Genomic DNA, 26,152 nt, shown 5'->3' with positions numbered 1-26,152 from the left:
GACTGCGGTGTTGATTGCTCCGTTAATGGTTCCTGAGCGGCAAGGTGACCCCGCCAACTCCCCTCTCTACGGGGGAAGACGCACCGGTTTCTGGAAATCAGATGGGCAGCAGACCACCCACCAAGACGCGGACGAGCCGACCCCTCGAGGTCAGGGCTTTTCCAATCGTTTCGTCCCAGGCCGTCGCAGCGTTGAGCGTTGCCCCGCCGGAAAGCGAACGAGTCACAACGATAACGCCGACTTAACTTGTGGATTGCAGCGATGTTCACGAGTGGCTGGCCAGCACGACTAGCACATCTGGAGATAGTACTTTGATCAAAACGGCAGATCTCAAGTCACAGACGCGGCGTGAACTCGCCTCTCTGGCCAAGAACTATGGCATCGCCGGATGGCATGGCATGCGGAAGGAAGAGCTTGTGGACGCGATCAGCAAGACTCAGCGGCGGCTGCGTCGCAAATCAAAATCCCCCGCGACTTCCTCGTCGCGGACCTCCGGCGGCAATGGGGTGGCGGCGAAATCGAGTTCAGCCCGGAGCGCATCACCTCGCAGCGTGCGGCGACCCAAGACCCAGGCGGACAAGAGCGGTGATGGCGGTGCCTCCAAAGCCAAGTCGATGTCCAGCTCGCAGGCGTCCAGTTCACAGGCTGGGGCCGGCAAGCCGGGACGCAGCGTCAAGCCGAGATCGCGGCGAAACGTTTCACTCAACGACCGCCCACTGCCGGAGATGCGAGCCCCCAAGGTTTCGGCAAAGACCGCTCGCATCCGGGCGCAGCTTCGTCGCCAGAAAGAGCAGGCGGAAAAGCACCGCGACCTTTCCACCGGCACACTCGTCGGCGGCTCGGCGGTTCAAAATGGCCCCCAGCGGACGCGTGCCGGCGAGCCCCATCGCGACCGCATCGTCTTGATGGTTCGCGATTCTTATTGGTTGCAAGCCACCTGGGAGATCACTCGGGCGAGTGTCGCCCGAGCCGAATCGTCGCTGGCCGAGCGTTGGCACACGGCCAAGCCCGTGCTGCGGGTGATGGAAGTCGAAGACGTCGCCAACAACATCGCCGAAACCGTCCAACGCGACATCCCGATTCATGGCGGCGTCGACACCTGGTACATCGATGTCCAAAATCCGCCGACTCGATTCCGCGTCGCGATCGGGTACATCACCTCCGATGATCAGTTTCATTCGATCTGCCGCAGCAACATCGTCGAAACGCCCAGCCCGGGTGAGTGCGAGCGACTGGACGAGCACTGGCATGACATCGCCGATGATTACGAGCGAATCTACTCGCTCAGCGGTGGCTACGACACCGACGGCGGCGACTTGAAGGAGATCTTCGAAGAGCGGCTGCATCGTTCGATGCCCACGCGTGGTTCACAGGGCCAATTGACGGCCGATCCGACGCTGTTGCGGCAAAGCAAGTTGCCGTTTGAAGTCGACGCGGAACTGATCGTGTTCGGCCGAACCGCCTCGGGATCGTCGGTCTCACTCGGTGGACGCCCCGTCAAGTTGCAGAGCGACGGAACGTTTACCGTTCGGATGAAGCTGCCCGATAAGCGCCAAGTGTTGCCCGTGACGGCCGAGAGCCGCGACGGGATGCGACAGCGGACCACCGTGATCGCCGTGGAACGCAACACCAAGGTGATGGAAGCGGTCGACGTCAAGGACAACATGTAGCGTTCAACGCATCACGCGCTCAGCATCACACGCTTAATGGCTCTCGTAGCGGAAGCCGCCAAGACTTTCGGTGTCCACCGCACCGACGGAACGCTTGGCGGGTTCCGCTACTTTTCTTTTCACCCATCAATCCCGACACCTCCATGCCGCGCAACCTTCTCGCTTCGATCAGCTTTGTTTGTCTGTTTCTCGTCGGCGCCGTCACCGCGTCCGCTGCCGATTCCAAACCGCTGAGTATTCTGCTGATCACCAGCGGTTGCTGTCACGACTATGACTTTCAAACCAAGTCCTTGCAGCTGGCGTTTGAAAAAGCAGGCGTCGCGGCGAATTGGACGGTGGTCAACGAGGGCGGCAACGGCACCGACGCGCAGATTGATTTCTATCAAGAATCGGATTGGGCCAAAAACTTCGACGTCTGCATTCATAACGAGTGCTTCGCCAAGACGACCGATGCCGAGTACATCCGCACCATCACCGGACCGCACTTCGAAGGATTGCCCGCAGTCGTGATCCACTGTGCCATGCACACCTATCGCGACGCGACGATCGATGACTGGCGGCAATTGCTGGGCGTGACCAGCAAGCGTCATGACCACAAGAGTTCGTACAAGGTGGATGTGAAAGCCAAGGATCATCCGATCATGAAGTCGTTTCCCGACGGCCACGTGATCCAGTTCGATGAGCTTTACATCATCGAAAAACTGTGGCCCAGCGCGACCGCTTTGGCGACCAGCAAAAGTGAAAAGGACGGCAAGGAGCATCCCGTCATCTGGACCAACCAGTACGGAAAGGCCCGCGTGTTCGGCACCACGTACGGCCACTCCAATGAGACGTTTGAAGACAAGGTGTTTCTGAACCTGATCGTCAACGGAACGGTTTGGGCAGCCGGCAAGTAACGTCAGGCAAGTTGCTGCGCGCAAGTCGCTGCTGAAGCAGTGGCCCGCTATCGTTCGAAGGTCCGTTCGAAGGTCCGTTCGGCGCGTCGTCGATCAGCGAGTTCATTCTGCATGTCTCTGAAATCTCGCGGCGAAAGTTTGTCCCAGTCGGCTTCGGCCACTTCAGTGCCCGGCGTGTAGCTTTGGTAGGGCATCTGGCGAAGTAGGAAGCCTGCCGCTGCGATCAGTGTGACCAAAAAGACGGCCAGCGAAATCGCGGCAACACGGGAGCAGGCGCCGACGAAGGGACGAAAGACGGTCGTGAACAGCCGCGGAAACGCGACGTGCACGCCGAGCAACACGAGCCAGGCTGTCGCGGTCACGAGAACTGTCAGCGAGACCAACTGAACCCAGTCGCGAAGCCAGCCCAGCCGTCCAATGTCCCTGGGATCGTCGTAGATCTCCATCCAAAGCGCTGGTGTGGCGATGGCCGGGGCGATCAGGATCGGAACGGCGACGAGCAAGTACAGAGCGCCGAGGACAAACCGGCTGGTCAGGATCGGATACCCGCCCTCGGACCCCGACTCGCGGGCCAGCGAGATTCTTGACAAGATGATCGCCAAGATTGCAGCCACGGCAAACCAAACAGCCCCGACTTCGCCATTGCCGGGTCCACTTCCAACGAAGAACGCACCGACAATACCGAGGGCAAGGATCCCGGCGCCGACATAAGCCGGTGTCTCGACGCGAGGGTCACGCAGCCAGCTTGTTCGGGCCTGTGAGATCCAATGGCCCGACGATGCGATCGATGTTGCGGCGAATTCACCCAGTGTTTGGCCCGCGCGGTGAATCGTTTCGCGGACGCGGTGAGGGTGATCATCGGGCAGCGTGTGGTCACGACCGGGCGATCGGGGATGCTTTTCAATTTCATCGATGTCGTGCATCACCGCCGAGGCCGAGGCGTAGCGTTTCTCGGGATGTTTTTCGAGCGCTCGAAGCACCACCTCGTCCAGCCGGACATCGATCGTGACCTTGGGAGTGCTTTCGCGGCCATTGCTCTGCAGGCATTGGCTGGGTGGTTCGAATCGACCGATCGGCAATTCACCGGTCAGCATTTCATAAAACACCACGCCGAGCGCGTAGATGTCGGCGCGGTGATCGACCGAACGCGGGTTTTCCAGTTGCTCCGGTGCCATGTAGTGCACCGTTCCCACCACGCCTTGTGTCGGGTCGGGCGAACGGGAATCCTCATCGGTCGTTGTGGCATCCTCGGCGTCGGCGGCGGTCTTGTTGGCGACCAGCTTGGCCAGCCCGAAATCCGTGATCTTTAATCTGCCTCGACTGTCGAACAGCAGGTTTTCTGGTTTGATGTCGCGATGCACGACGCCTTCGTCGTGTGCGTAGGACAGCGCGTCACAGAGTTGTGGAATGATTTCCAACGCCTCGGCCGGCGCAAGCCTTCCTTGGGCCAGCACCTCGCGCAGATTCGCCCCTTCGACCAGTTCCATCACCAGCATGGCGTAGGGGCCGGCTTGGCCGAAGTCATGGACGGCAACGATGTTGGGATGATTTAATTTCGCCAATGCCCGGCCTTCTTGGGCAAACCGTTGGCGAAAACCGGCGCGTTCGGCGATTTGCGGAGGCAGGATTTTGATGGCGACGGCGCGATCGAGCGACTTTTGCCGGCCGAGATAAACCGCCCCCATGCCGCCCTGACCGATCAACGCTTCGACTTCATAGCCGGTGATCTGTTCGGACAACTCTTCGGTCGATGGCGGGACAAAGCTCTGGCCAGGGCCGAGCGTGATGGCCACGGGATGCGGTTTGTCCCACGGCGGTCTGAGCAAGCAGCGGGGGCATTGCAACAGCGCGTCATCATCCTGCGACGCTGGGTCGGTGGGAATCGGCGTGCCGCAGCGGGGACAGGGTGCGTCAGTCATCGTGGAATCGTCCGTTCGGAGGAACATCGAGGGGCTCTCTGTTGTCTCCTACACAGGTAGTTGCGCCGGGTTACAGAAAAATTAAAACAATTTCAACGCAGGCTTGGCCCTGGCAATTCACCGCCGAGTGCGTCGAACAAGCATTGTCGCTCCCGCCCCGAATCCGCGGGGTTTTCAACCGTCTGGGCGACCGCATCGAGCAAGCGTTTTCGATACGTCGCGCGCAACCGATGGATCGCGACTTTCAAGGCCGTCGAGGACAGCCCCAGTTCGGAAGCGATTTGCTGACGCGACGGCCCGTCGGCCTCGGTCGAGGTCAACATGGGGGCAAGTTTAGAAAACCATTCCCCTTTGCCCTTGGCCTGGTAATCCCGCTCGAGTTCGGCAAGCGTTTGGCGGATCAGGCAAAACGCCCACTGGCGATCGAACAGGGTGGCGGGGTCACCGGTGTAGTCGGCGAGGGCGTCGGCAGGGAACGAGCGGTCGAAGTGGTCCAGCGATTCGCGGTCGAGAGAAAACGTTGTCGCGTCCCCGCCCCGTTTCAACGCGTTTTCGCGACGATGTTCGATGGCCACGTAATGGTCCAGCGACGCGTACAAGAACGCCCGAAAACGGCCTCGCGAAGCATCGGCGGCCGCGATCGAATCCCGCTCAAGCAAATTGGCAAAGAATCCTTGAATCAGGTCTTCGGCATCCTGACGCGATCGTCCGCGACGGCGCAGGTATCCGTAGAGTGCGGGCCAGTAGATCGCGCAGAGTTCTTCGAGCGACTGTCGTGCCAGACGCCGAACCGATGAATCCCCCGAGGTCTCGCCGGCGCGAATGACTAAACTCCAGCGCGTCGAGGGAAGGCGTCCGGCAAGTGTCATGATTGAAACAAGGTGGGGCAGCGGCGAAAACGAATGGCGATCGCCATTGTAGCCACCTGATCGATCGATGGCTTAATCGTGGGGGCCACGGCGTTCGGTTCTTGCCAGCGCGTCGCGACTGACTTAGCATCGTCCGATTTCCGCCCGATCGCCCAATGCCGCTAAGTTAAGACAAATGGACAGGCCGCTCGTGCTGGCGCGGACCGGCTGATACCAAACGATGATCAGCCGTTTGGCGCGAGCCTACGGGCCCCGACAGAAGGAAGCGACGCGTAACGAAGCGGTATTGCTCCGATCGCCCGCTCAGCCGAACTCGAACGAATTGAACAATGAAACTGGTTTCTTGGAATGTGAACGGCATCCGTGCAGCGATGGACAAGGGGTTTCGCCAATTTGTCGAAGACCATCAGCCCGACATCTTGTGTTTGCAGGAAACGAAAGCCGAACCGCAACAAGTAAATTTGGATTGGGTCGATGGACTCGGCTACCACCAGACCTGGAATTGCGCGGCGAAAAAGGGATACAGCGGCACAACGATCTGGAGCAAAGTCGCTCCCAACAAGACCGTGCTGGGGATCGGTGATGGGGATCACGACCAAGAAGGCCGGGTGGTGACCGCGACGTTTGACGATTTTTATGTGGTCAATGTCTACACGCCCAATTCGCAACGCGGACTGGTGCGGTTGGAGTATCGCATGCAGTGGGATGCCGCCTTCCTGGCGTACCTCAAAAAACTGAATCGTCGAAAACCCGTCATCTTTTGCGGTGATGTGAATTGTGCTCACCAGGAAATCGATCTGGCGAACCCCAAGTCCAACCGCAAAAACGCGGGCTTTACCGACGAGGAGCGTCTGGGGTTGGACAACATCGCCAAAGCGGGATTCATCGACTCGTTTCGTCAGTTCGACAAAAGCCCCGGCAAGTACACGTGGTGGACCTATCGCTCCAACGCACGCGAGAAGAATATCGGCTGGCGTTTAGATTATTTTTGGGTGTCGAAACGGTTCTGGAATCGTGTGGCCGGTGCCAAAATCCATCACGATGTCTTTGGTTCGGACCACTGCCCGGTCGAATTGACGCTGGTGCCGTGACGAAGCCACGCTGCGCCCAATCACCGTCATCGCAATCTCAAGTAGACTGGTGGGAAACCTGAGTTTTCTTTTACTGCGAATAGACATTGACTATGAATCGACTGCTTTGTTTGATGATCGCCTGCCTGGGCGTGTCCCCCGTCATCGCGACCGCCGGCGACCCCGTGATGAACGACGAGGTGCGGTGGTGGAAGGGCAACCTGCACACCCATTCGTTGTGGAGTGACGGAGACCAGTTTCCGGAGATGATCGCGGATTGGTATCGCGAGCAAGGCTACCAATTCCTGGCCTTGACCGATCACAACGTGCTGAGTGAAGGCACACGCTGGATGAGTGTCCAGGCGATCGTCGCCCGCAGCGATGACGGCATCGTCGATCGCTATCGAGATCGGTTCGGGGATCATTGGGTGCAGCAGCGTGCCAATCCTGAGACCGGCGACCAAGAAGTGCGTTTAAAACCACTCGATGAGTTTCGCCACCTGGTCGAGGAGCGTGGGCGGTTCATCATGATCCCCGCCGAAGAGATCAGCGATCGGTCCGAAGGAAAGCCGGTTCACATCAACGCGACCAATCTGGCCGAAGTGATCGCGCCGGCCGGCGGCGCGACGGTTCGTGAAGCGATGCAGAACAACCTGCGAATCATCCTGGAACATGAAAAGGCGCACGGACGAGAGGTGTTGCCGCATATCAATCACCCGAATTTCGGTTACGCGATGACCGCCGAAGACTTGGCCGCGGTGGTGTCGGAGCGATTCTTTGAAGTCTACAACGGTCACCCCGGCGTCAATCAACTCGGTGACAAAGACCACCCCAGCATCGAGCAGATGTGGGACCAGATCAACGCGATCCGCTGTGGAATTGCCGGCGTCGCACCGATCATGGGGCTGGCCACCGATGACTCTCACGAGTACCACGGCAAACCGGGATCACGCCCGGGACGCGGCTGGGTGATGGTTCGCAGTCGCTTCCTGACGCCGGAGCACTTGATCCAGGCGATGAAGCGTGGCGACTTTTATGCCTCCAGCGGCGTGACATTGGACGATGTCCGCTTCGACGAATCGACTCGGAAATTGACGCTCGAGATACAGGCTCAAGACGGCGTGAACTACCGAACGGATTTCATCGCCACGCTCAAGGGCGAGGCAACCGATCACGATCGGATCGGCGTCGTCGTCAGCTCGCACGAAGGAACCTCGGCAAGCTACCAAATGACCGGCAAGGAACTGTATGTGAGGGCGTTGGTCACCAGCGACCAGCCGCACGTCGACCCGTCTTTCAAAGACCAGATGCAACAGGCTTGGACCCAGCCGGTCGGCTGGTCAAAGTAACGAATGCTGATTGCGTAGCTGCCGTCGCCAGACGGCGGCCTTGGGGGGACGTGGAAGGCAGGCCGTTAACGTTTCTTCTTGTTCGGCGGACGCTTGCGTTTGCTCGGCGGCGCGACCGGGGCTTCCGGCGTTTTCTGGTTCACCTGGTCGAGCAATTTTTCGGTCAGCGTTTTCTTGCCGTTGCCTGATTTTTTGGTGGCCACCGCGTCGATCACCTCGCCGTCGGCGTCCAGGTCAAAGTGCTTGCCCTTGGGCAGGGTCTTCTTGACCAGCAAGCGTTCGCCGATGCCCCACATGCTGCTGGCGATGAAGTAGATGCACAAGCCGGCGGGGACTCGGAAGAAGAACAGACCCATGAACAGCGTCATGATCGTCATCACTTTTTGAGTCATCGCGGTCTGTTCGTCGGTGGCCGGCGGCATGAACAGTTTCTGCTGCGTGATGAACAGCACGACGACGAAAATCGGCAAGATATTCAGATAGGGTCCCAGCCAGCCCGTGCCGCGACCGGCGATGAATTCCGGCATCCAGTCGCCCCAGTACATGAATTGATCGGGGGCGGCCAAGTTGGACGCCCAGCCGTTGGGCGACCACAGCGGTTTTTGCCTCAGGTCGATGTCGACTGACAATGCGCGGTACAGCCCCATGAAAATCGGCAACTGCAAAAACATCGGCAAGCAGCCGGCCAGCGGATTGAACCCGACTCGCTTTTGCAATGCCTGCTGAGCCTTCAAACGGCCTTCCATGTCGTCCTTGTATTTCTCCGCGATCTTCTTCATCTCCGGAGCCAGCTCTTGCATCCGCTGCGCGTTGACCGCCGCGTTACGGCTGAGCGGGAACATACAACCGCGGACGATCACCGTCAGCAGGACGATGGCGACGGCGTAGTTGCCGACGATACTTTGCAAAATGTGCAGCAGTCCGGAGAGCAGGCTGGAAAAGAACGAGAACCAACCATAGTACACAAAGTCGCCGATGCCATATTGCTCCAGCAACTCGGGTTCTTTGGGGCCGGCGTACATCCGCAGCGACTGACCAAAGGCCTGGCCCGGAGGAACCTCGATCGTCTTGCCGTTCAAGAAGTACGAGACGTTGATCGCGCGCTCTTTGTGTTTTTCCACGTCCGATTCATCGGCAACGATCGTCGCGCTGGCCCGGTCGTACGCCCCCAGTGACGTCTTCTCCTCGGGCGGCATGAAGGCGACGGCGAAATACTGCGCGTCGACACCGATGTAATTTAGATCTCGCCCCGCCTCGCCGCTGTCGGAGGCAAAGATCGCGTAGTTGGGGTCCTTGGGGTCATTGCGCGCTTCTTTCAGCAGCGTCATCCCGCTGACCAGGCTATGTCCATCGGCGGTGGTGCGATAAACCACATCGCGGGCCGCCGCACCGCTGAAGTTGGGGCTGATCTTGTTGCTGTACCACCACCCTTCCGGCGTGATCCCGTTGGGGCCTTCCAGTCTCAACGCCAGATTTTGTGCGGTCTCGCCGAGGTTGACGACCTCGACGTCCATGTCGACGACATAGCTTTGCGGATTCAGGGTAAACGATCGCGTCATCCGCACCGCTTCGCCGCCGATCGGCTGCAGGGCTTTGGAGCCGATCGTCGTCTCGAACCGAATGGTTTCGCTTCCGTCGTCACCGGTTTGTTGACTGGCCGTCCACATTTGAGTTTCCGGGTCGGCCAAGGTTTGCAGCGAACGCTCGCCGATGGGGATTTCCTTGCGGCCGACTTGAGCCAGGGTGACCAGGCAGGACAGACGCGACAGGTTGCCCGGGATTTCGTCTTCGCCGCCGTAGTCTGCCAGCCGGATCAGATCCAAGGGGTGCTCGGTCAGCTTGGCTTCAAACAGCAACGTTTTTGCCGTCTGTCCGTTTCGGACGACTTCCACGGTCACCGTATCGCCCGGTTTCGTGGTCACCAGCGATTCTTGAATGTCGTCGACCGAGGATATCGGGGTTTCGCCGATCGCCACGATCACGTCCCCGACCTCGATTCCTTTTTCACCGCTGGTGGCGACGGCAAGCGCGGCGGGCGTGCCCGGGCCGACGACGTTGACCGTGACCCCGTCGATCTGGGCGTTCGCCCGGCCGGCAAAGTAGCCCAGATAGCCGCTGCGTGTGTCGACGCGACGGTAGGCAAACCTGCCTTCTTCGTTGCGGGTCGTGATCTCAATCCGCTCGATCGCACCGCCCTGATTGCGGAACGTGATCAGCAAATTGTGCTTGTCGGCCGGATCCATGGATCCGATGGTGAACCATTTTGTCGCACCCTTGGTCGACTGGATTCCCTCTTCTTCTGTCTCTGCATCGCCGCCCCCCAGCACTTCTTCGCTGGTCGGGGCGACCGGGGCGGTGGCCGCGGCGTTGTCGTCGGTCGCCTCGGCAACCTCGGCAGCTTGTTCGGCCAGTGGTGCCTGTTCGGGCTGTGGCGGTGCGACGACGGCGCGGAGGGACAGATAAAAAAAGAGGAAAGCCGCCGATGCGACGACAAACGTGTAGGTGCGGCGATCCACGATCGATCCGGTTGGGTTGAGATGGAGGGAAGTCCACCGGCAGGGATTTGACGCGGTTCGACACGCCAGGATTCAGTCCTGGGCACCAGGGAGTGCCAGGGAGTGCCAGGGAGTGATGGTGTGGTGGTGGTTTTTCAATTGGGAGGAAAAACGGGCGTTCCGGGCGCGTATTCTGGCCCCCAAGGCGGATCTTGGGAAGGCGAAGCCGGCGAGCGGCCTGTCGATTTCGTTGATGTACCCGAATCAACGCGAGGATGTTAGCCCGAACGCGTGAGCGAGGGGCGCCAGCCGGCCCCCTGCTACGGCGCGAGGGCTTAAATCCAATACCGCTAAGTTAACATCAACGAGGAGGCCCGGGCGCTGGCGCGAACCGGCTGATGTCAAACGATGATTAGCCGTTTGGGCGCGAGCCTACGGGTCCCGACCCAAACGGCCTGTCGGTTGGGAAAACCAGGGGAAGTTTGCGGAGCTTCGTTCCAACCAACTTTCAATTGACGCCGCCGCGTCCCTTCTGCTATTTCCAGCCCGCCAACTTCCCTTTTGGAGACGGAATTTCAAGGATGACTTCCACACGACCCTTCGGCCTGATGCTTTCGCTGGTATTGATCGCCATTTGCACCCCTCGCGATGCCCTCGCCCAGGCGAATCAGCAACGCGGGGCGACGTTCGGCGGGATCGCCGGCGCGATCGCCGGAGGGCTGATCGGGGATCACAACGATGAAGCCGGCGCGGGCGCGGCGATCGGTGGCGTGGTCGGTGCGGTGGCCGGAGGCATCTTGGGTAACGCGGCCGACAAAGAAGCGGCGCTCGAACAACAGCGGGCGGCGTATTACCAGGCGCAACGGCAGCAGTATGCCGCCCAGCAGCAGGCCGCGGTCCAGCAATCCGCCGTCACGCTACAGGACGTGATCTCGATGTCGCGCAGTGGACTCAGCGATCAGGTGATCATCAATCAAGTTCGGCAGCGCGGCTACCTCGGTAAACTCGTCGTCGCCGACATCATTGCCTTGCACCAGCAGGGCGTTAGCGAAAGCGTGATCACGGCCTTGCAATCCGCCGGCCCACCAAGTTCGCCCGCACCCGTCACCGTTGCTCCCGCGGCGCCAACGGTGGTCGAGCAACGGATCTATCGCCCGGCGCCGATCATCATCGAGCACCACACGCTGCCGCATTATCCGCCGCCGCACTATCGGCACGGGCGTCGGCCGATGTTCTATTACCACCACTGATTTAGCCGTCGGACAAACCTTGCCGCGCCCTCAGTCGCAGCACCATGGCTGCGGTGACCGCCATCACCATGAGCGCGCTGAAGGCAAAGTAGCCGACCACGATGTGCAATTTCCCGGCATTCACCTCCGGGTTCTCCGGCGCGATTTCTTCGTTCAGCGGTAACGCGAACAGCGCCGAAAACGGGCTCGCCACTCCGGTCCAATCGGCCTGGGCGATCACCGGGGCGGACATTTCCAGCGTTCTCGCCAAGGTCGAGAGCGCCGGCGGTGCGACATACAGCAACAGCAGTACGGCATAGGTCGTCAACAAAGCGATCGAAGACTTGCGTGTGAACAGGCTGCACGCCAGCGCGATCACACAGTTGACCAAACAGACCACGGCGATGATCAAAAACATGCCCAGCACCGTCAAGCCGTTGGACCAAAACGATGTGTTCAACACCGCACCGAGAATCAAGGGCCACATCAGAAACGACGTCAATACAAAGCTGATTCGAAACCGCACCACAAATTTTCCCCACAGAATCTGCACGGGTGAAAGCGGCGTCGTCAGTAAGAGATCCAAGGTCTGACGTTCGCGTTCACTGGTGATGCTGCTGGCCAAGAACGAGGGCCCGACCAGCATGTTGAACACGATCACGTAAACGCCGAACCAGGGCGCATGCTCTTGTTTAAAGAACAAGAACACGCCCATCATCGGGATCGCCAACAAGATGCTGATCTGGATCACCAGACGCAGCATCAACGTGCCCTGACTGAAGATCTCGCTGTGCAGTTCTTTGTCGTAGACGGGATTCGCACCATCGGCCATCATTTCGTCTTTCCGTGGCGGTGCAAACAATCGGTCGGGAAACTGGTCCGGTTGGATCACCAACCCGACCGCCTCTTCGGCTTCACGTTCCAAATCGATCACTTCTTTGCCTTCGCTGCCCACGTCCGGCGGATAGAGCATGCGCCCGGCTGCGGCGGCTCCCATCAAGATCACGGCGGTCAACCCGAAGGCGGGAAAGACGATCGCGGAGATCTTGAGCCGCAAATCACCCTCGCTGGCCATCGAGGCCCAAAACAGGCAGGCGCCGATCACCAACGGCAAGATCGCCAGGTAGCTGACCACCAACGCACTGCTCGTCCGCGGAAAATAGCTGCTGGCCATCACGCCGATCGCGCCGAACAGGACCACCGAAATGATCAATCCCAAATAGGCGGCCAACACCTCGTAAACACTCACGCCGCCCAGCGGCAGACACAAGACGATGATCGGCAGCGAACCGATGATCAGCATACCGATGTGGGTCAGCGAAGCGACGATCTTGCCGATGATGATCGCGCCGGGCCGCAACGGACTGGCCAATAACATCTCATACGTCTTGCGCTCTTTTTCACCCGCGATCGTGCCCGCCGCAAAGCTGGGGGCCATCAGCGAAGCGATCACGTATTGCCCCAGAAAAAACAGGTTGACCAACTTCGTCGCCGAGGGCGGGTTGGACGTCAGGTCCAGTCGCTGGTCCGAGGGCCAGGCGGCGACGACCACCGTCGCCAACAGTAACTGGTAGACGGCCAGCAGCACGAACGCTCGCTTGGTGCGCAGATTGACCAGTAATTCACGTTGCAGGACCGGGTTTTCGAAAACGTACATGAATGAAAAGACTTCCGTATCACGGGACATGCCGACGGGGGCTTGCGCACAAATCGATGTGGGCGGGTCGAAGTGGGCGGGAATTCCTGATTGCCCTGTCAGTTTCGACGGTGCCTGACCCCTTTTCCGCTCTGACCCCTTTTCCGCTCCGACATTCTACGCGATCGGAGTCTTGGAGTTTTCGCCGGCCTGCTCAATCACATATTTTGGGACCGCATAGCCGGGTAGCCTGGCCCGCAGTTGCTCGAGGAGCTGCTTGCCGCGTTCGATGTCGACCCAAAAATGGCCGGCTCCGCGGACGCGATCGAGTTGATGCAAATAGTACGGCACGACGCCCGAATCGACCAATTTCAGCGACAGACTTGCCAGTGCGTCGACCGAATCGTTGACTCCGGCCAACAGGACCGCCTGATTGAGCACCGAGATCCCCGCACGCCTCAACCGATCCAGCGCCGCGACGACGCGGAAATCGATTTCTTGGGCGTGGTTGCTGTGCACGACGACCCAGACGGCCAAACGCGAGTGGTCCAGTCGGTCGACAAGCTCGGCGGTGACCCGTTGCGGAATCGCGATCGGAAGTCGGGTGTGAATCCGCAGCCGGCGGACGTGGTCGATCGCTTCAATTCGGTCGATCAATTCCGCCAACACGTCATCGGTCAACGTCAATGGGTCGCCCCCGCTGAGCAACACTTCTTCGATCGATTCGTCGTCCTGTATGTATTGCAAGGCAGGCGCCCAGGACTGTTTCCGCGATCCGTTTTCCAAGTAGGGGAATTCGCGCCGGAAACAATAGCGACAATGCACCGCACAGGCCCCATGTGTGACGATCAAGGCCCGCCCGTCGTACTTGTGCAACAGCCCGCCGCCTCGTTGGGCCGGCAAATCACCGACGGGGTCGGACACGAACCCGGGCCGCTCGGCGAGTTCGTCCGCGGTGGCCAGGACCTGGCGCAAGATCGGATCGTCGGGATCGCCGGGGGTGATTCGGGAAACAAGTTCGAGGGGCACGAAGGTCGGGAACGCCTCCGCCCGCTCCGCCTGGGGGTCCGCCGCGAGGCCCAGCAACCGTCGCAGCTCGCTTTGAGAGCGGATGGCCCGTTTCATCGCGGTCTGCCAGCCGACCTGGCGGGGGTTCGCGGCGAAGCAGCGGGCGCCGTTTTTCGGTGCAGTGGCGGTGGGCGAACAATCAGAAGGTGACATGGATCCGATCCCGGGGCGGTTTCTGGAGGGTTCGAGAAAACTAGCTTCTACCCGGTCGGGACAAAACCGCCCCTGCTCGGTAAACTCTCGCCCCGATGGGAGTCATTGAAACTCCTGATCGCCCCCGCAGAAGTCTGTATCACGGAGCCGGACAAACCGATGGCAACTTACAACACCAGCGATTTCCGAAAAGGGCTGAAAGTCCAAATCGATGGAGAACCTTACCTGATGACGGACATGCAGTTCGTCAAGCCGGGCAAAGGCAACGCGCTTTACAAGTGCAAACTGAAAAACTTGATTCGGGGCACCACCTTGGATCGAACCTACAAGGGCGGCGATTCGTTGGAAGCCGCCGACGTCCAGACCACCGACGTGTCGTTCCTGTATCGCCAAGGTCAGGACTACGTCTTCATGCATCAAGAGACGTTCGAGCAATACGAAGTGCCCGAGAACGTCGCCGGGGACATTTGGAAGTACCTCAAGGACGGCATGATCTGCACGATGACGACGTACAACAGCAACCCGATCATCGTCGAACCGCCCACCATGGTCGAATTGGAAGTCACCGATTGCGCCCCCGGCGCCAAGGGTGACACCGCGACCAACGTGACCAAACCGGCGACGGTCGAGACCGGTGCGGAGTTCATCGTTCCCGGATTCATCAAGACCGGCAATGTGATCAAAGTGGACACGCGAACGGGCGAGTACAGCGAACGCGTCAGTAACTAAATGGTCAACCCTCTCCTGCTTCCCGAACTCCGAGAGATGTTGGCCGAAAGTAATTCGGCCGAGCTGGTCGAGTTCTGCACGGCGCTCAATGCCGGACGAACCGCGGAATTCATGGAGGGGCTCGATGACGTCGACCTGTGGTCGGTGTTGCAGTACGCGGATCTGGATCGACGCGCGGAGATTTTCTCCTACTTCGACGAGCAGCGACAAGTCGATCTGTTGCAGAGTCAGGAGCCGCGCGAAGTCGCCACGTTGGTCGACAGGATCGCATCGGACGATCGCGTCGACCTGATTCAGCAACTTTCTCCGGCACGCGTCAAGGCGATCTTGCCGCTGTTGCCGGTCGAAGACCGCCGCGACATCTTGCGACTGTGTTCCTACGAAGAGGGCACCGCCGGCGCGTTGATGACGTCGGAAGTCGCGATGCTCGCCGAGTCGCTGACGGTGTCCGAGGCGCTCAAGGAACTCGGCAAACAGGCCAGCGAGCTGGAAACGATCTACTACCTGTACGTGGTCGACAACGACAACCTGCTGCGAGGCATCGTGTCGACGCGACAACTCGTTTCATCATTATCCCGTACCGAACGCACGCTCGGCGAAATGATGGAGACCGATGTCATTGTCGCTGAAGTCGACGAGGATCAGGAATCGGTCGCCGAAAAAGTCGAGCGATTCAACCTGCTCGCCATCCCGGTCGTCGATTCGGGACGTCAGTTGCTGGGGATCATCACCCACGATGACGTGATCGACGTCGTTCGAGAAGAGCTGACCGAAGATGCCCATCGGATCGCCGCCGTCGAACCGCTGGAACAAGACTACTTGCGGATTGGTTTGCTGACGCTGTCGTGGAAGCGGGGCATCTGGCTGATCATCTTGTTCTTCGCCGCGCTGCTGACCGCGTTCGCGCTGGAACACTATCACGAAGAGCTACAAAACTATATTTGGCTGGTCTCGTTCATTCCCCTGATCATCAGCGCCGGCGGAAACTCCGGCAGCCAGTCGGCGACTCTGGTGATCACGGCGCTGACCGGCGGCCAGTTGGAATTGACGGATTGGCGGACCGTGATTCAGCGTGAGATCGTGGTGTCCTGCGTGTTGGGCGTTTTCCTTTCGACGATCGGTTATTCGGTCGCGATCTTTATGGCGCCGACACCGTTTGCCGCCCTGGTGATCCCGCTGACCTTGCTGGCCGTGATCATCGTCGGCTGTTTCTTCGGCGCCGCGCTGCCGTTGATCTTCCAGAAACTCGGCCTGGATCCCGCCATGATGAGCAACCCCTTCGTCGCCGGAATCGTCGACATCCTGGGCATCGTGATCTACATCAACATCGCTCGAGTGATGCTCTGACGAGATGCCGGGCGTGCGTGCCCGCACACCAATTCTCAAGTCATTGTGGTGGCGGTAAACTTCGGTTCGTTCATTTCTTCCCACCAACTCCACCGCAGCTGCCATGACGGATTATCGAACCGAACACGACTCCATGGGTGACGTTCAGTTACCGGCCGACGCTTATTACGGCGCCCAGACCCAACGCGCCGTCGAAAACTTCCCGATCAGCGGGTGGCGGCTGCCGCAAACCATGATCAGCGCCATGGGCATGGTCAAGCACGCCTGCGGCGTCGCCAACCGAGACCTCGGCAAATTGACCGGCAGCGGCAAAAACCCGCTGACGGATTCTCAGGTCGAAGCCATGCTGGCCGCCGCCGAAGAAGTGATCGAAGGCAAACTCGCTGCTGAATTCCCGGTCGACGTCTTCCAAACCGGAAGCGGCACCAGCAGCAACATGAACGTCAACGAAGTGATCAGCAATCGCGCGATCGAAATCGCCGGCGGTGATCGGATGGCATTGGAAAAACCGATCCACCCCAACGACCACGTCAATATGGGGCAGAGCACCAACGACACCTTCCCCACCGCGATTCATGTCGCGACCGCCGTTCAAATCCAGACCGCGCTGATCCCGGCACTGGAGTCTCTGCACGCGTCCTTGATCACCAAGGCGAAAGCTTGGGACAAGGTGATGAAGATCGGACGGACCCACCTGATGGACGCCACTCCGCTGCGGCTCGGTCAAGAGTTCGGCGGATTCGCGCGGCAGGTGGAACTGTCGATTGCGCGGGCCAAGGTGGCTCGCGATGCCGTGTTGGAATTGCCCGTCGGCGGAACCGCGGTCGGCAGCGGAATCAACACCCACCCCGAATTCGGCGCCCGTGTCGCTGCCGCACTGCAACAGCGAACGGGCATCGCGTTCATCGACGCGGTCAACCATTTCGAAGCCAACGCCCAACGCGACGCCTTGGTTCAATCGCACGGCGAACTGAAATGCATTGCACAAACGTTGTTCAACCTGGCCAACAACATTCGCTGGTTGGGTAGCGGTCCACGTTGCGGGTTCTACGAGGTGCAGCTTCCGTCGCGGCAACCCGGCAGCTCGATCATGCCCGGCAAGGTCAATCCGGTGATGTGCGAGTCGATGATGCAATTGACCGCCCGCGTGATCGGGAACGACGGCACGATGACGCTCAGCGGCGCCGCCGGCGGCAATTTTCAGCTGAACATCATGATGCCGGTGATGGCCCACACCGTGCTCGAATCGATCGCCTTGCTCAGCAGCGGCTCCAATGCGTTCGTCGAATTCTGTGTCGAGGAGATGGAGGCGAACGAAGAATCCTGCAACGCGGCGGTCGAACAAAGCCTGTCGATGTGCACCAGCTTGAATCCGTTGATCGGCTACGAACAGGCGGCGAAGTTGGCCAAAGAGGCCTTCGCGAGCGGTCAGACGATTCGCGAACTGTGTCTTGAGAAAGGGATCTTGGCCGAAGACGTTTTGGCCGATGCCCTGGACCCCTGGAAGATGACCGAGCCGCAGGGCTGAGCGTTTTTCGGCTTGTTCCCCGGCTCCGCTTGGGAACACGCCTGCGTGGAGGTACGGGACGTCGATTCTTTTTCTGCGGGATTTGGCAACCGATTTTACGGTGTCGTCGACTACGTTGATTCCGTTCGCCCGCGCCAGGCGACTTGACGCCCGGCGAGGTGATTGGCCAACGCAATCCATTGCAGCACCACGAACGTCATCGTCGCCGGGACGTGACACAACGCCCCGAACCACGACTGTCTCAACCGCGCCGCGGCGATGAAACGCGGCACGTGGGCCAACACCACCGCCAGTGTTGAAATCGTGATCGCAACCGGATTCCGCTCAGCGACCGAAACGGCCAACGCAACCAACGGCAGCACGCTGCACCCGAGCAGCAAGACGGTAAACACGACGATCAGGCGTGGATTGGCGATCCCTTCGATCGCATTCTTCAGCACGCCGCGAACCACCTCGGCCGCTCCCCGGTACATCCGGCAATCCGCCAGTTCCGTCCCGTCGACCACGTCCGTCATGATGCCGGCGGATCGATACGCGCGCGGCAATTTCACTCCATCGTGTCGCGATGGTTTGATCGCCTCGTGGGTGCCCGCCTTTCGGTAGGCATCGCGTGTGGAAAGAAACAATTGCCCGCAACCGGCGGCGAGACTTGCGTCACCATGGGAACGCATCCGCGCGAAAGGCAGGTAGCACAACAAAATAAAATGCATCATCGGGATCAACCATTTCTCCAACCACGTCCCGGTGATCTGGTGGGGAAACGCGCTCAGCAGGCCGACATCCGTTTGATCCTGGTACTGCATCAACCGCCACAACGCGCCGGGCGCCAGGCGAACATCGGCGTCGATGAACACCAATCGTTCGCTAGTAGCGGCGCCGGCGAGTTGCCAGCAGGCGTGTTGTTTTCCATTCCAACCGGATGGCAATGGTTTTCCGTGAATCAACCGAACACGTTGATCGCGTTGTGCAAACTCGGTCACGATCTCCGCTGTGGCATCGGAGGAGTCGTCATCGAGCACGATTGCTTCCACCGCGACGTTTTCACTCGACAGGGCCGCTCGCAGACAGTCGGCAATGCCGGACGCTTCGTCGCGAGCGGGGATCAACACCGAGACGCTCGGCGGTGAAGAGGCATCGGTCAGGATAGGTTGGCGTTCCGCCTGACGGCGGTGGGCGCGGCTGAGAATGCGGCTAAAGCCTGGACACCAACGGTTGATATTGGTGTTGATGGTGCCGAGACATTGAAACAACCGCAGGTTGGCCACGAACATCGCGGCTGGAAAGCTCGTCAACACCAAAGCCGCGATCGCCAAAAACAGGGTCATTGAAAATGGTCTCCGTGACCGGCCTTGAAGGACTTGCCCGTCAGCATCGCTTTGACACGTCGACAAGAATCGTACACCCAGCCTCCTCCACGTGTCCCGCTGAGCAGGTTGTCGAACGGTTCGCATGATCGCGAGATGGTCAATTCGGCCAACCGCGTCTGGGCGTCGCGCAGCCCGCCGGCTAAGTGTTTGGCCCAATCCGGCTTGGACCACTGCGGATGGTCTCCCGTTCGCATCGGCACGCCCAGCGAGATCAGGCAAACGGGCAACCGTTCCTCCCAAAACACATACTCCAGCGCCAACGGCAGCGCGACGGCATGGTCGAAACGTTTACACAGGTGCGACAGGCCGGGCATCAATTCAGCGCCATGGTCACGCACGTCCGCGAACCGGCCTTCGGGAGTGATCCAGATGGCCGAGTCCGGTTGATTCAAGATCGAGACGCTTTTCTTGAGAAACGACGCGGCCCCCGATGTGCTGGAGAGTTTAACGCCGTAGAAGCCGAGCTTTTCAAAGACGCTGTATTGTTCCAGGGCTTCGGCATCGATCGGTGCAAAGAAATGGCGTTGGGGGAACAGCGTCCGGTGCAGAAAATGTGCGATCAACGGATCCCACCACGAAGGATGGTTCGCGTAGACGATCAACGGTGCGTCACTGGCAAAGTCGGCCGCCGGGTGCGTCGACCGATCGATGGCGATGGAATGAAAGTGACGACGTAGGTACGGTCGCAAGAACGCGTGGAAACCGCCGAGGAACCAGGCGGCCGGTTTCTTGACCAGCAATTGGTCGCCTTGCGTTTCTCGCACATCAGCCTTCGTCATGGTGTCCGATGGGGCAATAGTGTTGGGGTGGGTGGGACGGATTCGTAGTCCGTCCCACGTCGGCAATCCGTCCCATCGCTGATTCAAGTTGTACCGGATCGAAGCGGCGTCAGTTTGCCACCGCGGACATCCTGGTCCAGCGAATCGGCCGCAATCCAGCCGCTCATCATCACCATCGGCATGCCCGGGCCGGGGTGTGCAGCTCCGCCGGCCAAATACAGTCCACGGAGATCCTTGCGGCGATTGCCCGGCTTGAACGCGCCGAGAAACTTGCCGTGGCTGGCCAGCCCATAGATCGCACCGTTGAGCACTCGATACCGGTTGTGAATGCCCTCGGGCGTCAACGCCGATTCGTGCACGATCGCGTCGCGAATGCCCTTCGTCCCGGCGCAGGATTCCATCTTGTCGAGAATCACTTCGCGATACTCCGGCAGCATCTTTTTCCAATCATGATGCTCGCGCAGGTAAGGCGTGTGGACCAAAATGTACAACGACTCACAACCCGGCGGCGCCACCTCCGGCTCACTGATTGCCGGGGCACAGACATAGGCGGTCGGGTCGGGCGCCGGTTCGCCGCGATCGTAGATGTATTCGAACTCCTGCTCGGGATCTTTAGAAAACACAAAGTTGTGGTGCAGCAGTTGTTCGTAGCGTCGGTTGAGCCCCAGGTACAACACGACTCCGCTGCAGGCCGGGGAGTAGGTGTTGCTCTTTTCAAACTTCGTCGATTGCGGCGTGTCTTGCAGCAGTTCGCGGTAGGTTCGGACGGCGTCGCAGTTGCTGACCACGGCGTCACACGGCAGCGTCTCTCCCGATGCCGTGATCACTCCGGTGACGCGATTGCCACTGGTTTGGATCCTCATCACGTCGACCCCGGTGCGGACTTCGACGCCCAGTTCAAGGGCCAGTTTGCAAAGCGCTTCGGGGACCGCGCGGGTTCCGCCGACCGGATACCAAATGCCTTCTTCGGTTTGCATGTGGGCGATGCTGCACAGGACGGCCGGTGAAGCGTAGGGCGACGAGCCGACGTACTGGGTGAAGTGGTCCATCATTTGAGCGACGCGGGCATCCGGGACATGTGACCGCACCACCGACGCGACGCTTTTACCCATCCTCAGCGAGAGCACGTCCTTGAGCACTTTCAACGAAAACGCTCCGCCGACGTCCATCGTGTCCCCCAGACCGCCGATCGATCGCCAAAAGAAAAACCGATCCGAGACGCCGTGCAGGTGTTCGCTCAACTGGATGAATTTCTCATAGCCGTCCGAATTGACGTCGCCGCCGGTGAACGCTTTCAGGCGGGCTTTCATCTCCGGCGTGCTGGAGACCAGGTCCAGGACCGTGTTTTCTTCGACTTTGCCGCCCTTGCCATCGCTTTCAAAGAAGCAGCGCCATTGCGGATCGAGCGGCAAGATTTCCAAGTAGTCTTCCATCTTGCGATCGGCTTCGGCGAAGACGCGTTTCAACACGCTCGGCACAGTCAAGATCGTCGGCCCCATGTCGAATCGGTAGCCGTCGGCGCAGTGCTGGGCCGCTTTTCCACCCACCCAATCGTTCTTGTCCAACAAGGTCACGCGATGTCCCCGGGCGGCCAACACACAAGCACTCGACAGACCCGCCAGGCCGCTACCGACGACAATGACGTTCAAACTCTTGGAATCGGCTGCAATCATCTTTGCTCTCGATTGGATGGATACGCTGGACTATAGCCGGGTAGGAAGCCTGCGGCGCTTGCACGGGTGGCTTATGTCTTTTTGACGCCCCCGACCATCCGCCGCAACCCGGCGAGTCGTTTTCGGACTCCGCCGCCGTGCAAGACCTGCAAAACACCGTGCAGCATCTGCTGGTCGGATTCGGAGCGGGGCCGCAAATGCGGCGCGATCGGCCCGCGGCGTCGGCTGATCACCTTCGCTGCCGTCATCGCCAGCAAGCCTTCCGGCCCACGCGTCACCCCGAATCCACTTTGCCCCCGTCCGCCGAACGGCAATCGCGGATCCGCCGTCGGCGCGATCAAGTCATTGATCGTGACGGTTCCGACATTCAGTTGAGTGGCCACGTCAGCGGCCGCCGAGTTCGGTCCGAACACGCTGGCGGCCAACCGGTAGGGACAATCATTGACCAGTCGGATCGCGTGATCGTTGTCATCGGCACAGATCACCGACAGCACCGGCGCGAAAATGTCTGCTGACGCGATCTCGTGGTCTTCACAGACCCGGTCCAACAGCAACGGATACATCGTTCCCTCGTCCCGCAGCGTGGTTTCGCAGTATCGCCCCATCGGATCAACCGCACCGGCCTGCAACGCTTTCGCAATCTGGTCGGCGACCGATTGACGGGCCGCGGGGTGGACGATCACCGGTGGTTGATCCGCAAGCGTTTTTTGCAGCCGGTCGAGGATCGCGTCGTGTTCGGTGCGCGGCAGGATCAATCGCCGCGGCGCGATGCATGTCGCGCTGCCGTTGAAACTCAATCCGAACCGCAGCGCATCGATCAACCGCCGCTCGTCAGCGCCCGGTAAAACGACCACCGCATCGCAGCCACTCAGTTCCATGATGGAAGCGGATAACGTGTCCGCGGCGCCGTGCAACACCTTTCGGCCCGTCTCCGCAGCCCCTGTCAGCACGATCAAATCCATTCCATCGGCGATCGCACCGACCGCCGCGGAGGGATCCGAGTCGAGCAAGACCAGTTGATCAGCCGGGACGCCACACGCATGAAAGCACTCGACCAGGATGGTGGAGGCTTGTTCGGTGCCGACGGCGGGTTTCAGCAGAACTCGATTGCCGGCGGCGAGTGCCTGGGCCAGTTGAACGCCCGGCAACAGCAGCGGATAGTTCCATGTGCCGAGCACAAGCACCTTGCCCAGCGGCACACGATGAACGACCGAATGCACGCCGATCAGCCAAGCCGGTCTCCGCCACATCCCGACACGTCGCGGTGCAAGGATCTTAGCGCCGCGTTTGGCCAAAAAACGCAGCGCCGCACAGAGCGGAAGCAACTCGCTGGTGATCGTTTCGACCGGATCGGTGCGTTGATCGGAGCTGCAAGCCTGGATCAGTTCGTCGGATCGATCACAGAGAGCCGCGGCGACCGAGCCGACGATTTGGCATCGTTTTTGGGAAGAGAGTTGTTGCCACATCCCACCCACTGTATCCGACCACGGCGTGGTTTTCGAAGGGTGGAGTGGATCGTGCGAACGATCCATACGGCTCATTCTAGAAGCGACTTACCCAAAAATGGCTCCCCTCTCCCCTGAACAAGCCTCTTGGTCGATTCGGATTGATCATGCGCGCCAACTGATTTTAGTAAACGAAAACGTTGCGAAGGGTAGAGGCTTGTTTGGGGGAGAGGGGCCGGGGGTGAGGGGGAATCCGCATGACCAGACAACGGTGCAATCACAAGGCCAACGGGTTTGCTCGTGATCAGCGCGGCCGATCGAATGAATTTGAAAACTCGGTTTAGCTGATGGCGCGCAATCGTGGTTGCGCCGGAGGAAAGTTTCGACGTGAGCATCCGATGGGCGATACACCGTTGATTTCTGCTGAGTCGATTTGATGCAGTTCGCAATCCAGCGTACGACATCCCGCCAAATCCAACCGGGTTTCGAGAACGCATCGTCGCCGTCATCCAGCAGCCGCGCACAGAATGATTCCCCCTCACCCCCCAGCCCCTCTCCCCCAATTCCTGACTCGCTTAGGCTCGTCAGGAATCGGGGGAGAGGGGAGCCATGGTGTTTAATTTTGCTTCTCGATTTTGCGGTATTGGCCTCGCGCCCTTCCGTCAACACGCGACTTCCCCTCCTCAATGGAGACAACGCACGAAGCGTTCGCTCTGTCTCAATCTCACTCCTGCTCAGTGAAGCGTTGCTTCCTCAGGTGAGGGCCCGTAGGCTTCGCGCCAAACGGCTGATAATCGATTGACATCAGCCGGTTCGCGGCAGCGTCCGGGCAACGCATTGATGTTAGCTTAGCGGTAGTGGTCTGACGCTACCGAGTCGATTGTCCCGAAGGTGCGACCGAAGCGATCTCTTTGGCGGCGACGAAGAAATTATCGACTTGGGCGGTGTCCTTGAGTCGATCGAATTCCTTGGCCATCTCGGCGGCGAACTTCTTTTCCGTCAGATCTCGAACCAGTTCGCTGCGAACCGCTTCGATGTCGGCGACGATCGGTTTGGTCCGCCCCTGGCACTTCATGATGATGTACTTGTCACCGGTCGCGATGATCCCGCTGAGTTCACCTTGCTTGAGTGCGAACGCTTGACGCTCGATCGTTGGCTGGCCACTGTACTTACGGATCGGCGGAACCTTGCCGCTGTTGCTGGCCGAAACCGGCTCGATGCTGTACTGCTCGGCCAGACGTCCGAAGAATTCTTCCGACGGGTTATCGCGGGCCATCTTCCAGACCTTTTGTGCGGTCCGCTGGTCGCTCAAGACACAGGCCAGGATTTCCACGCGGGGACCGAAATTCGATTCGAAGCCCTGCTGCATGTCGTCTTCGGTGACGGCCACGCGATCTTCGACCAGCTTCTTCAGTGCAACACTGGGCCAAACGACGTCTTTGACGTAGATGTCATAGGTCGTGTCGCCGTCGCTGGTGACCGATTCGGTCCAGGCTGCCAAGTCGGCTGACCCATCGCTGCGGATGTAGCCATAGCTTTTCGCCGCGCGTGCGATCTCGGCTTGCAGATCCGCTTCGGCGACCGTCTTCTTGGCTTTGGAAAGGGCTTGGGTCAGCAGCTTTCGATTGATCTCACCGTCCAAGACGTCTTTGCCGTGTCGCTTGACACACTCGGCGGCCAATTGGGCGATGCTGATGCGTTGGTTGTTCACGATCGCCGCGACGCCGGGGTACTGTTGCATCAGCTCCGCGTTGCCGAGGACTTTCACCAGGTTGGCGTCCCGTTGCAGTTTCGCGAACAATTCGCTCGCGGCACCCTTCATCTTTTGGTCACGGATTCGGTCGCTGATCTGTTCGCGAATCGTCGGCATCGCCGTCATCGGCGGCGTCGTGGCCGGGATGCGTCGAACGGCTTGTAGAAAAATCCATTGATCGGCCAATTGCATCACGGGCGAGATTTGGTCGTTGGCCAGTGCAAATGCGGCTTCTTCCAGACGGGAATCGCCGGTGTAGCGTCGAATCGGGGGAATCAATCCGCCGACGCTGGCGCTGACCTCGTCCTCGCTGTGCGCTTTGGCGAGTGCACCGAAGGCAGCCGGTGTGGTCGTCGCTTGCTGGTGCAGCTCGCGTGCTCGTTGTTCGTCGGCCACCATGATCATCCGGCACTTCACCGCTTCGCCGTACTGGGCCAAGTACGCGCGATTGAATTCGTCTTCGGTCGGCTCCACTTGATCGGCCACCAGTTTTCGCAGTGCCAACATCGGCCACACGATTTCGCGGCCGTATTGGCCCGGATCAATGTCGCGTTCTTCTTGCAACAGACCTAAATAGTCCGGCACGCTGAAGCCGAACTTGGTCGCCAAACGTTGGATTTCTTGTCCCACTTCGGCTTGCGTCACTTCCAGACCGCGGTCTTTGCAGGCCTGCAGAATCAGCTGGCGGTTGACGATCACGTTGTCCAAAACCGTTTCGCCGTAACGTTCCAAGGTTGCCGTTGAAAGCATTTGGCGGGTGATCGGATCGGCGTTGACCACCGCGACGACCGAATTGCTTTGCTGGCCGACCGCGGACGATACGGACACAGCGGCCGAACAGAAGAGCGCGGCAGAGAAAACGAGGGCGGCAAAAAAGCCTTGGGTGGGAAGGGCGGAGCCAACGGCAAAACGGATGTTGCGTTGCCTATTCGTAGAAACCATGGCGATCACTCCTTTGAATCGTTCGCACGGGTCATGCGTTGCGGGAATCGACCCGGAAAACTACTCGGTCCGGTCGACTGACCCGCGAAAGTAGAAAAATTTCCGTTTCGCCTCAAGTCGAATCCCAATCCTGCCGACCCGCCGCACTGCGGTGGCAAGATTGGCGATCACGTTCGACAATAAGGCTGCATCGCAGATCCTTTCCCGTCCCCATCGAATCCCCCGACGAAGACTC

General features: G+C 59.8%; 18 protein-coding genes. 8 read left to right on the top strand and 10 right to left on the bottom strand.

What is annotated here, in order from left to right:
- Positions 1-311 precede the first annotated feature (311 nt).
- On the top strand, positions 312-1,670 hold the full coding sequence (locus TBK1r_RS25780) for a DUF4912 domain-containing protein (RefSeq protein ID WP_145217452.1): 1,359 nt from the start codon (positions 312-314) through the stop codon (positions 1,668-1,670).
- A gap of 143 nt (positions 1,671-1,813) precedes the next feature.
- On the top strand, positions 1,814-2,566 hold the full coding sequence (locus TBK1r_RS25775) for a ThuA domain-containing protein (protein ID WP_145217449.1): 753 nt from the start codon (positions 1,814-1,816) through the stop codon (positions 2,564-2,566).
- A 47-nt stretch (positions 2,567-2,613) separates the two neighbouring features.
- On the opposite strand, the gene TBK1r_RS25770 is transcribed toward TBK1r_RS25775, so the two are convergent.
- Complete coding sequence (locus tag TBK1r_RS25770; protein WP_419580392.1) at positions 2,614-4,485, bottom strand: serine/threonine-protein kinase; 1,872 nt, start codon at positions 4,483-4,485, stop codon at positions 2,614-2,616.
- A gap of 92 nt (positions 4,486-4,577) precedes the next feature.
- Positions 4,578-5,354, bottom strand: coding sequence for an RNA polymerase sigma factor (locus TBK1r_RS25765; protein WP_145217443.1), 777 nt, complete (start codon positions 5,352-5,354; stop codon positions 4,578-4,580).
- 329 nt (positions 5,355-5,683) lie between these two features.
- On the opposite strand from TBK1r_RS25765, the gene TBK1r_RS25760 reads away from it, so the two are divergent.
- Together TBK1r_RS25760 and TBK1r_RS25755 are read left to right on the top strand one after the other, a co-directional pair.
- A complete protein-coding gene (locus tag TBK1r_RS25760; RefSeq protein WP_145217440.1) occupies positions 5,684-6,445 on the top strand; it encodes an exodeoxyribonuclease III in 762 nt (253 codons plus the stop codon).
- Positions 6,446-6,537: 92 nt separating this feature from the next.
- Complete coding sequence (locus TBK1r_RS25755; protein WP_145217437.1) at positions 6,538-7,773, top strand: PHP domain-containing protein; 1,236 nt, start codon at positions 6,538-6,540, stop codon at positions 7,771-7,773.
- A 65-nt stretch (positions 7,774-7,838) separates the two neighbouring features.
- On the opposite strand, the gene TBK1r_RS25750 is transcribed toward TBK1r_RS25755, so the two are convergent.
- Positions 7,839-10,289 carry a YidC/Oxa1 family insertase periplasmic-domain containing protein gene (locus tag TBK1r_RS25750; protein WP_145217434.1) on the bottom strand — a complete coding sequence of 817 codons (2,451 nt, stop codon included), beginning with the start codon at positions 10,287-10,289 and terminating at the stop codon, positions 7,839-7,841.
- Positions 10,290-10,849: 560 nt separating this feature from the next.
- On the opposite strand from TBK1r_RS25750, the gene TBK1r_RS25745 reads away from it, so the two are divergent.
- Positions 10,850-11,518 carry a glycine zipper domain-containing protein gene (locus tag TBK1r_RS25745; protein WP_145217431.1) on the top strand — a complete coding sequence of 223 codons (669 nt, stop codon included), beginning with the start codon at positions 10,850-10,852 and terminating at the stop codon, positions 11,516-11,518.
- 1 nt (position 11,519) lies between these two features.
- On the opposite strand, the gene TBK1r_RS25740 is transcribed toward TBK1r_RS25745, so the two are convergent.
- Positions 11,520-13,184 (bottom strand): ABC transporter permease subunit, encoded by a 1,665-nt coding sequence (locus tag TBK1r_RS25740; protein ID WP_372895014.1) that lies wholly within the window; start codon positions 13,182-13,184, stop codon positions 11,520-11,522.
- A 126-nt stretch (positions 13,185-13,310) separates the two neighbouring features.
- Positions 13,311-14,354 carry an EF-P beta-lysylation protein EpmB gene (epmB, locus tag TBK1r_RS25735; protein WP_145217428.1) on the bottom strand — a complete coding sequence of 348 codons (1,044 nt, stop codon included), beginning with the start codon at positions 14,352-14,354 and terminating at the stop codon, positions 13,311-13,313.
- A gap of 159 nt (positions 14,355-14,513) precedes the next feature.
- On the opposite strand from epmB, the gene efp reads away from it, so the two are divergent.
- The 3 genes from efp to TBK1r_RS25720 all read left to right on the top strand — a co-directional run bounded on the left by efp (position 14,514) and on the right by TBK1r_RS25720 (position 17,958).
- Positions 14,514-15,083, top strand: a complete 570-nt coding sequence (efp, locus tag TBK1r_RS25730) for an elongation factor P (protein ID WP_095737819.1) — start codon at positions 14,514-14,516, stop codon at positions 15,081-15,083.
- The gene (gene mgtE / locus TBK1r_RS25725) at positions 15,084-16,430 is read left to right on the top strand and encodes a magnesium transporter (RefSeq protein ID WP_145217425.1); all 1,347 of its coding nucleotides are present in this window, start codon (positions 15,084-15,086) and stop codon (positions 16,428-16,430) included.
- Positions 16,431-16,533: 103 nt separating this feature from the next.
- Entirely contained in the window at positions 16,534-17,958 is a 1,425-nt protein-coding gene (locus TBK1r_RS25720; protein ID WP_145217422.1) for a class II fumarate hydratase, read from the top strand.
- Between the two features lie 110 nt (positions 17,959-18,068).
- Here TBK1r_RS25720 and TBK1r_RS25715 read toward each other — a convergent pair whose 3' ends face one another.
- The 5 genes from TBK1r_RS25715 to TBK1r_RS25695 all read right to left on the bottom strand — a co-directional run bounded on the left by TBK1r_RS25715 (position 18,069) and on the right by TBK1r_RS25695 (position 25,917).
- Positions 18,069-19,283 carry a glycosyltransferase family 2 protein gene (locus TBK1r_RS25715; protein ID WP_145217419.1) on the bottom strand — a complete coding sequence of 405 codons (1,215 nt, stop codon included), beginning with the start codon at positions 19,281-19,283 and terminating at the stop codon, positions 18,069-18,071.
- Positions 19,280-20,104: a lysophospholipid acyltransferase family protein gene (locus TBK1r_RS25710; RefSeq protein WP_145217414.1), complete on the bottom strand. Its 825-nt coding sequence runs from the start codon at positions 20,102-20,104 to the stop codon at positions 19,280-19,282. Before TBK1r_RS25710 ends, TBK1r_RS25715 begins: the two co-directional genes overlap by 4 nt.
- An 83-nt stretch (positions 20,105-20,187) precedes the next feature.
- Positions 20,188-21,777, bottom strand: a complete 1,590-nt coding sequence (locus tag TBK1r_RS25705; protein ID WP_145217411.1) for a phytoene desaturase family protein — start codon at positions 21,775-21,777, stop codon at positions 20,188-20,190.
- A gap of 71 nt (positions 21,778-21,848) precedes the next feature.
- Complete coding sequence (locus TBK1r_RS25700) at positions 21,849-23,243, bottom strand: aldehyde dehydrogenase family protein (protein WP_145223028.1); 1,395 nt, start codon at positions 23,241-23,243, stop codon at positions 21,849-21,851.
- A gap of 847 nt (positions 23,244-24,090) precedes the next feature.
- Positions 24,091-25,917 (bottom strand): peptidylprolyl isomerase, encoded by a 1,827-nt coding sequence (locus TBK1r_RS25695; RefSeq protein ID WP_145217408.1) that lies wholly within the window; start codon positions 25,915-25,917, stop codon positions 24,091-24,093.
- Positions 25,918-26,152 lie beyond the last annotated feature (235 nt).

Origin of the sequence: Stieleria magnilauensis (assembly GCA_007753675.1) — a bacterium.
In the GTDB taxonomy this organism is placed as follows: Bacteria; Planctomycetota; Planctomycetia; order Pirellulales; family Pirellulaceae; genus Stieleria; species Stieleria magnilauensis.
The sequence above is the reverse complement of the archived record's forward strand: the minus strand, read 5'-3'. Positions and strand labels throughout refer to the sequence as shown.

Excerpts from the sequence above, each read along its gene's own strand:
- TBK1r_RS25775 (WP_145217449.1), top strand. The coding sequence starts at position 1,814 with ATGCCGCGCAACCTTCTCGCTTCGATCAGCTTTGTTTGTCTGTTTCTC.
- TBK1r_RS25770 (WP_419580392.1), bottom strand. The coding sequence starts at position 4,485 with ATGACTGACGCACCCTGTCCCCGCTGCGGCACGCCGATTCCCACCGAC.
- TBK1r_RS25765 (WP_145217443.1), bottom strand. The coding sequence starts at position 5,354 with ATGACACTTGCCGGACGCCTTCCCTCGACGCGCTGGAGTTTAGTCATT.
- TBK1r_RS25760 (WP_145217440.1), top strand. The coding sequence starts at position 5,684 with ATGAAACTGGTTTCTTGGAATGTGAACGGCATCCGTGCAGCGATGGAC.
- TBK1r_RS25755 (WP_145217437.1), top strand. The coding sequence starts at position 6,538 with ATGAATCGACTGCTTTGTTTGATGATCGCCTGCCTGGGCGTGTCCCCC.
- TBK1r_RS25745 (WP_145217431.1), top strand. The coding sequence starts at position 10,850 with ATGACTTCCACACGACCCTTCGGCCTGATGCTTTCGCTGGTATTGATC.
- TBK1r_RS25740 (WP_372895014.1), bottom strand. The coding sequence starts at position 13,184 with ATGTCCCGTGATACGGAAGTCTTTTCATTCATGTACGTTTTCGAAAAC.
- epmB (WP_145217428.1), bottom strand. The coding sequence starts at position 14,354 with ATGTCACCTTCTGATTGTTCGCCCACCGCCACTGCACCGAAAAACGGC.
- efp (WP_095737819.1), top strand. The coding sequence starts at position 14,514 with ATGGCAACTTACAACACCAGCGATTTCCGAAAAGGGCTGAAAGTCCAA.
- mgtE (WP_145217425.1), top strand. The coding sequence starts at position 15,084 with ATGGTCAACCCTCTCCTGCTTCCCGAACTCCGAGAGATGTTGGCCGAA.
- TBK1r_RS25720 (WP_145217422.1), top strand. The coding sequence starts at position 16,534 with ATGACGGATTATCGAACCGAACACGACTCCATGGGTGACGTTCAGTTA.
- TBK1r_RS25715 (WP_145217419.1), bottom strand. The coding sequence starts at position 19,283 with ATGACCCTGTTTTTGGCGATCGCGGCTTTGGTGTTGACGAGCTTTCCA.
- TBK1r_RS25710 (WP_145217414.1), bottom strand. The coding sequence starts at position 20,104 with ATGACGAAGGCTGATGTGCGAGAAACGCAAGGCGACCAATTGCTGGTC.
- TBK1r_RS25705 (WP_145217411.1), bottom strand. The coding sequence starts at position 21,777 with ATGATTGCAGCCGATTCCAAGAGTTTGAACGTCATTGTCGTCGGTAGC.
- TBK1r_RS25700 (WP_145223028.1), bottom strand. The coding sequence starts at position 23,243 with ATGTGGCAACAACTCTCTTCCCAAAAACGATGCCAAATCGTCGGCTCG.
- TBK1r_RS25695 (WP_145217408.1), bottom strand. The coding sequence starts at position 25,917 with ATGGTTTCTACGAATAGGCAACGCAACATCCGTTTTGCCGTTGGCTCC.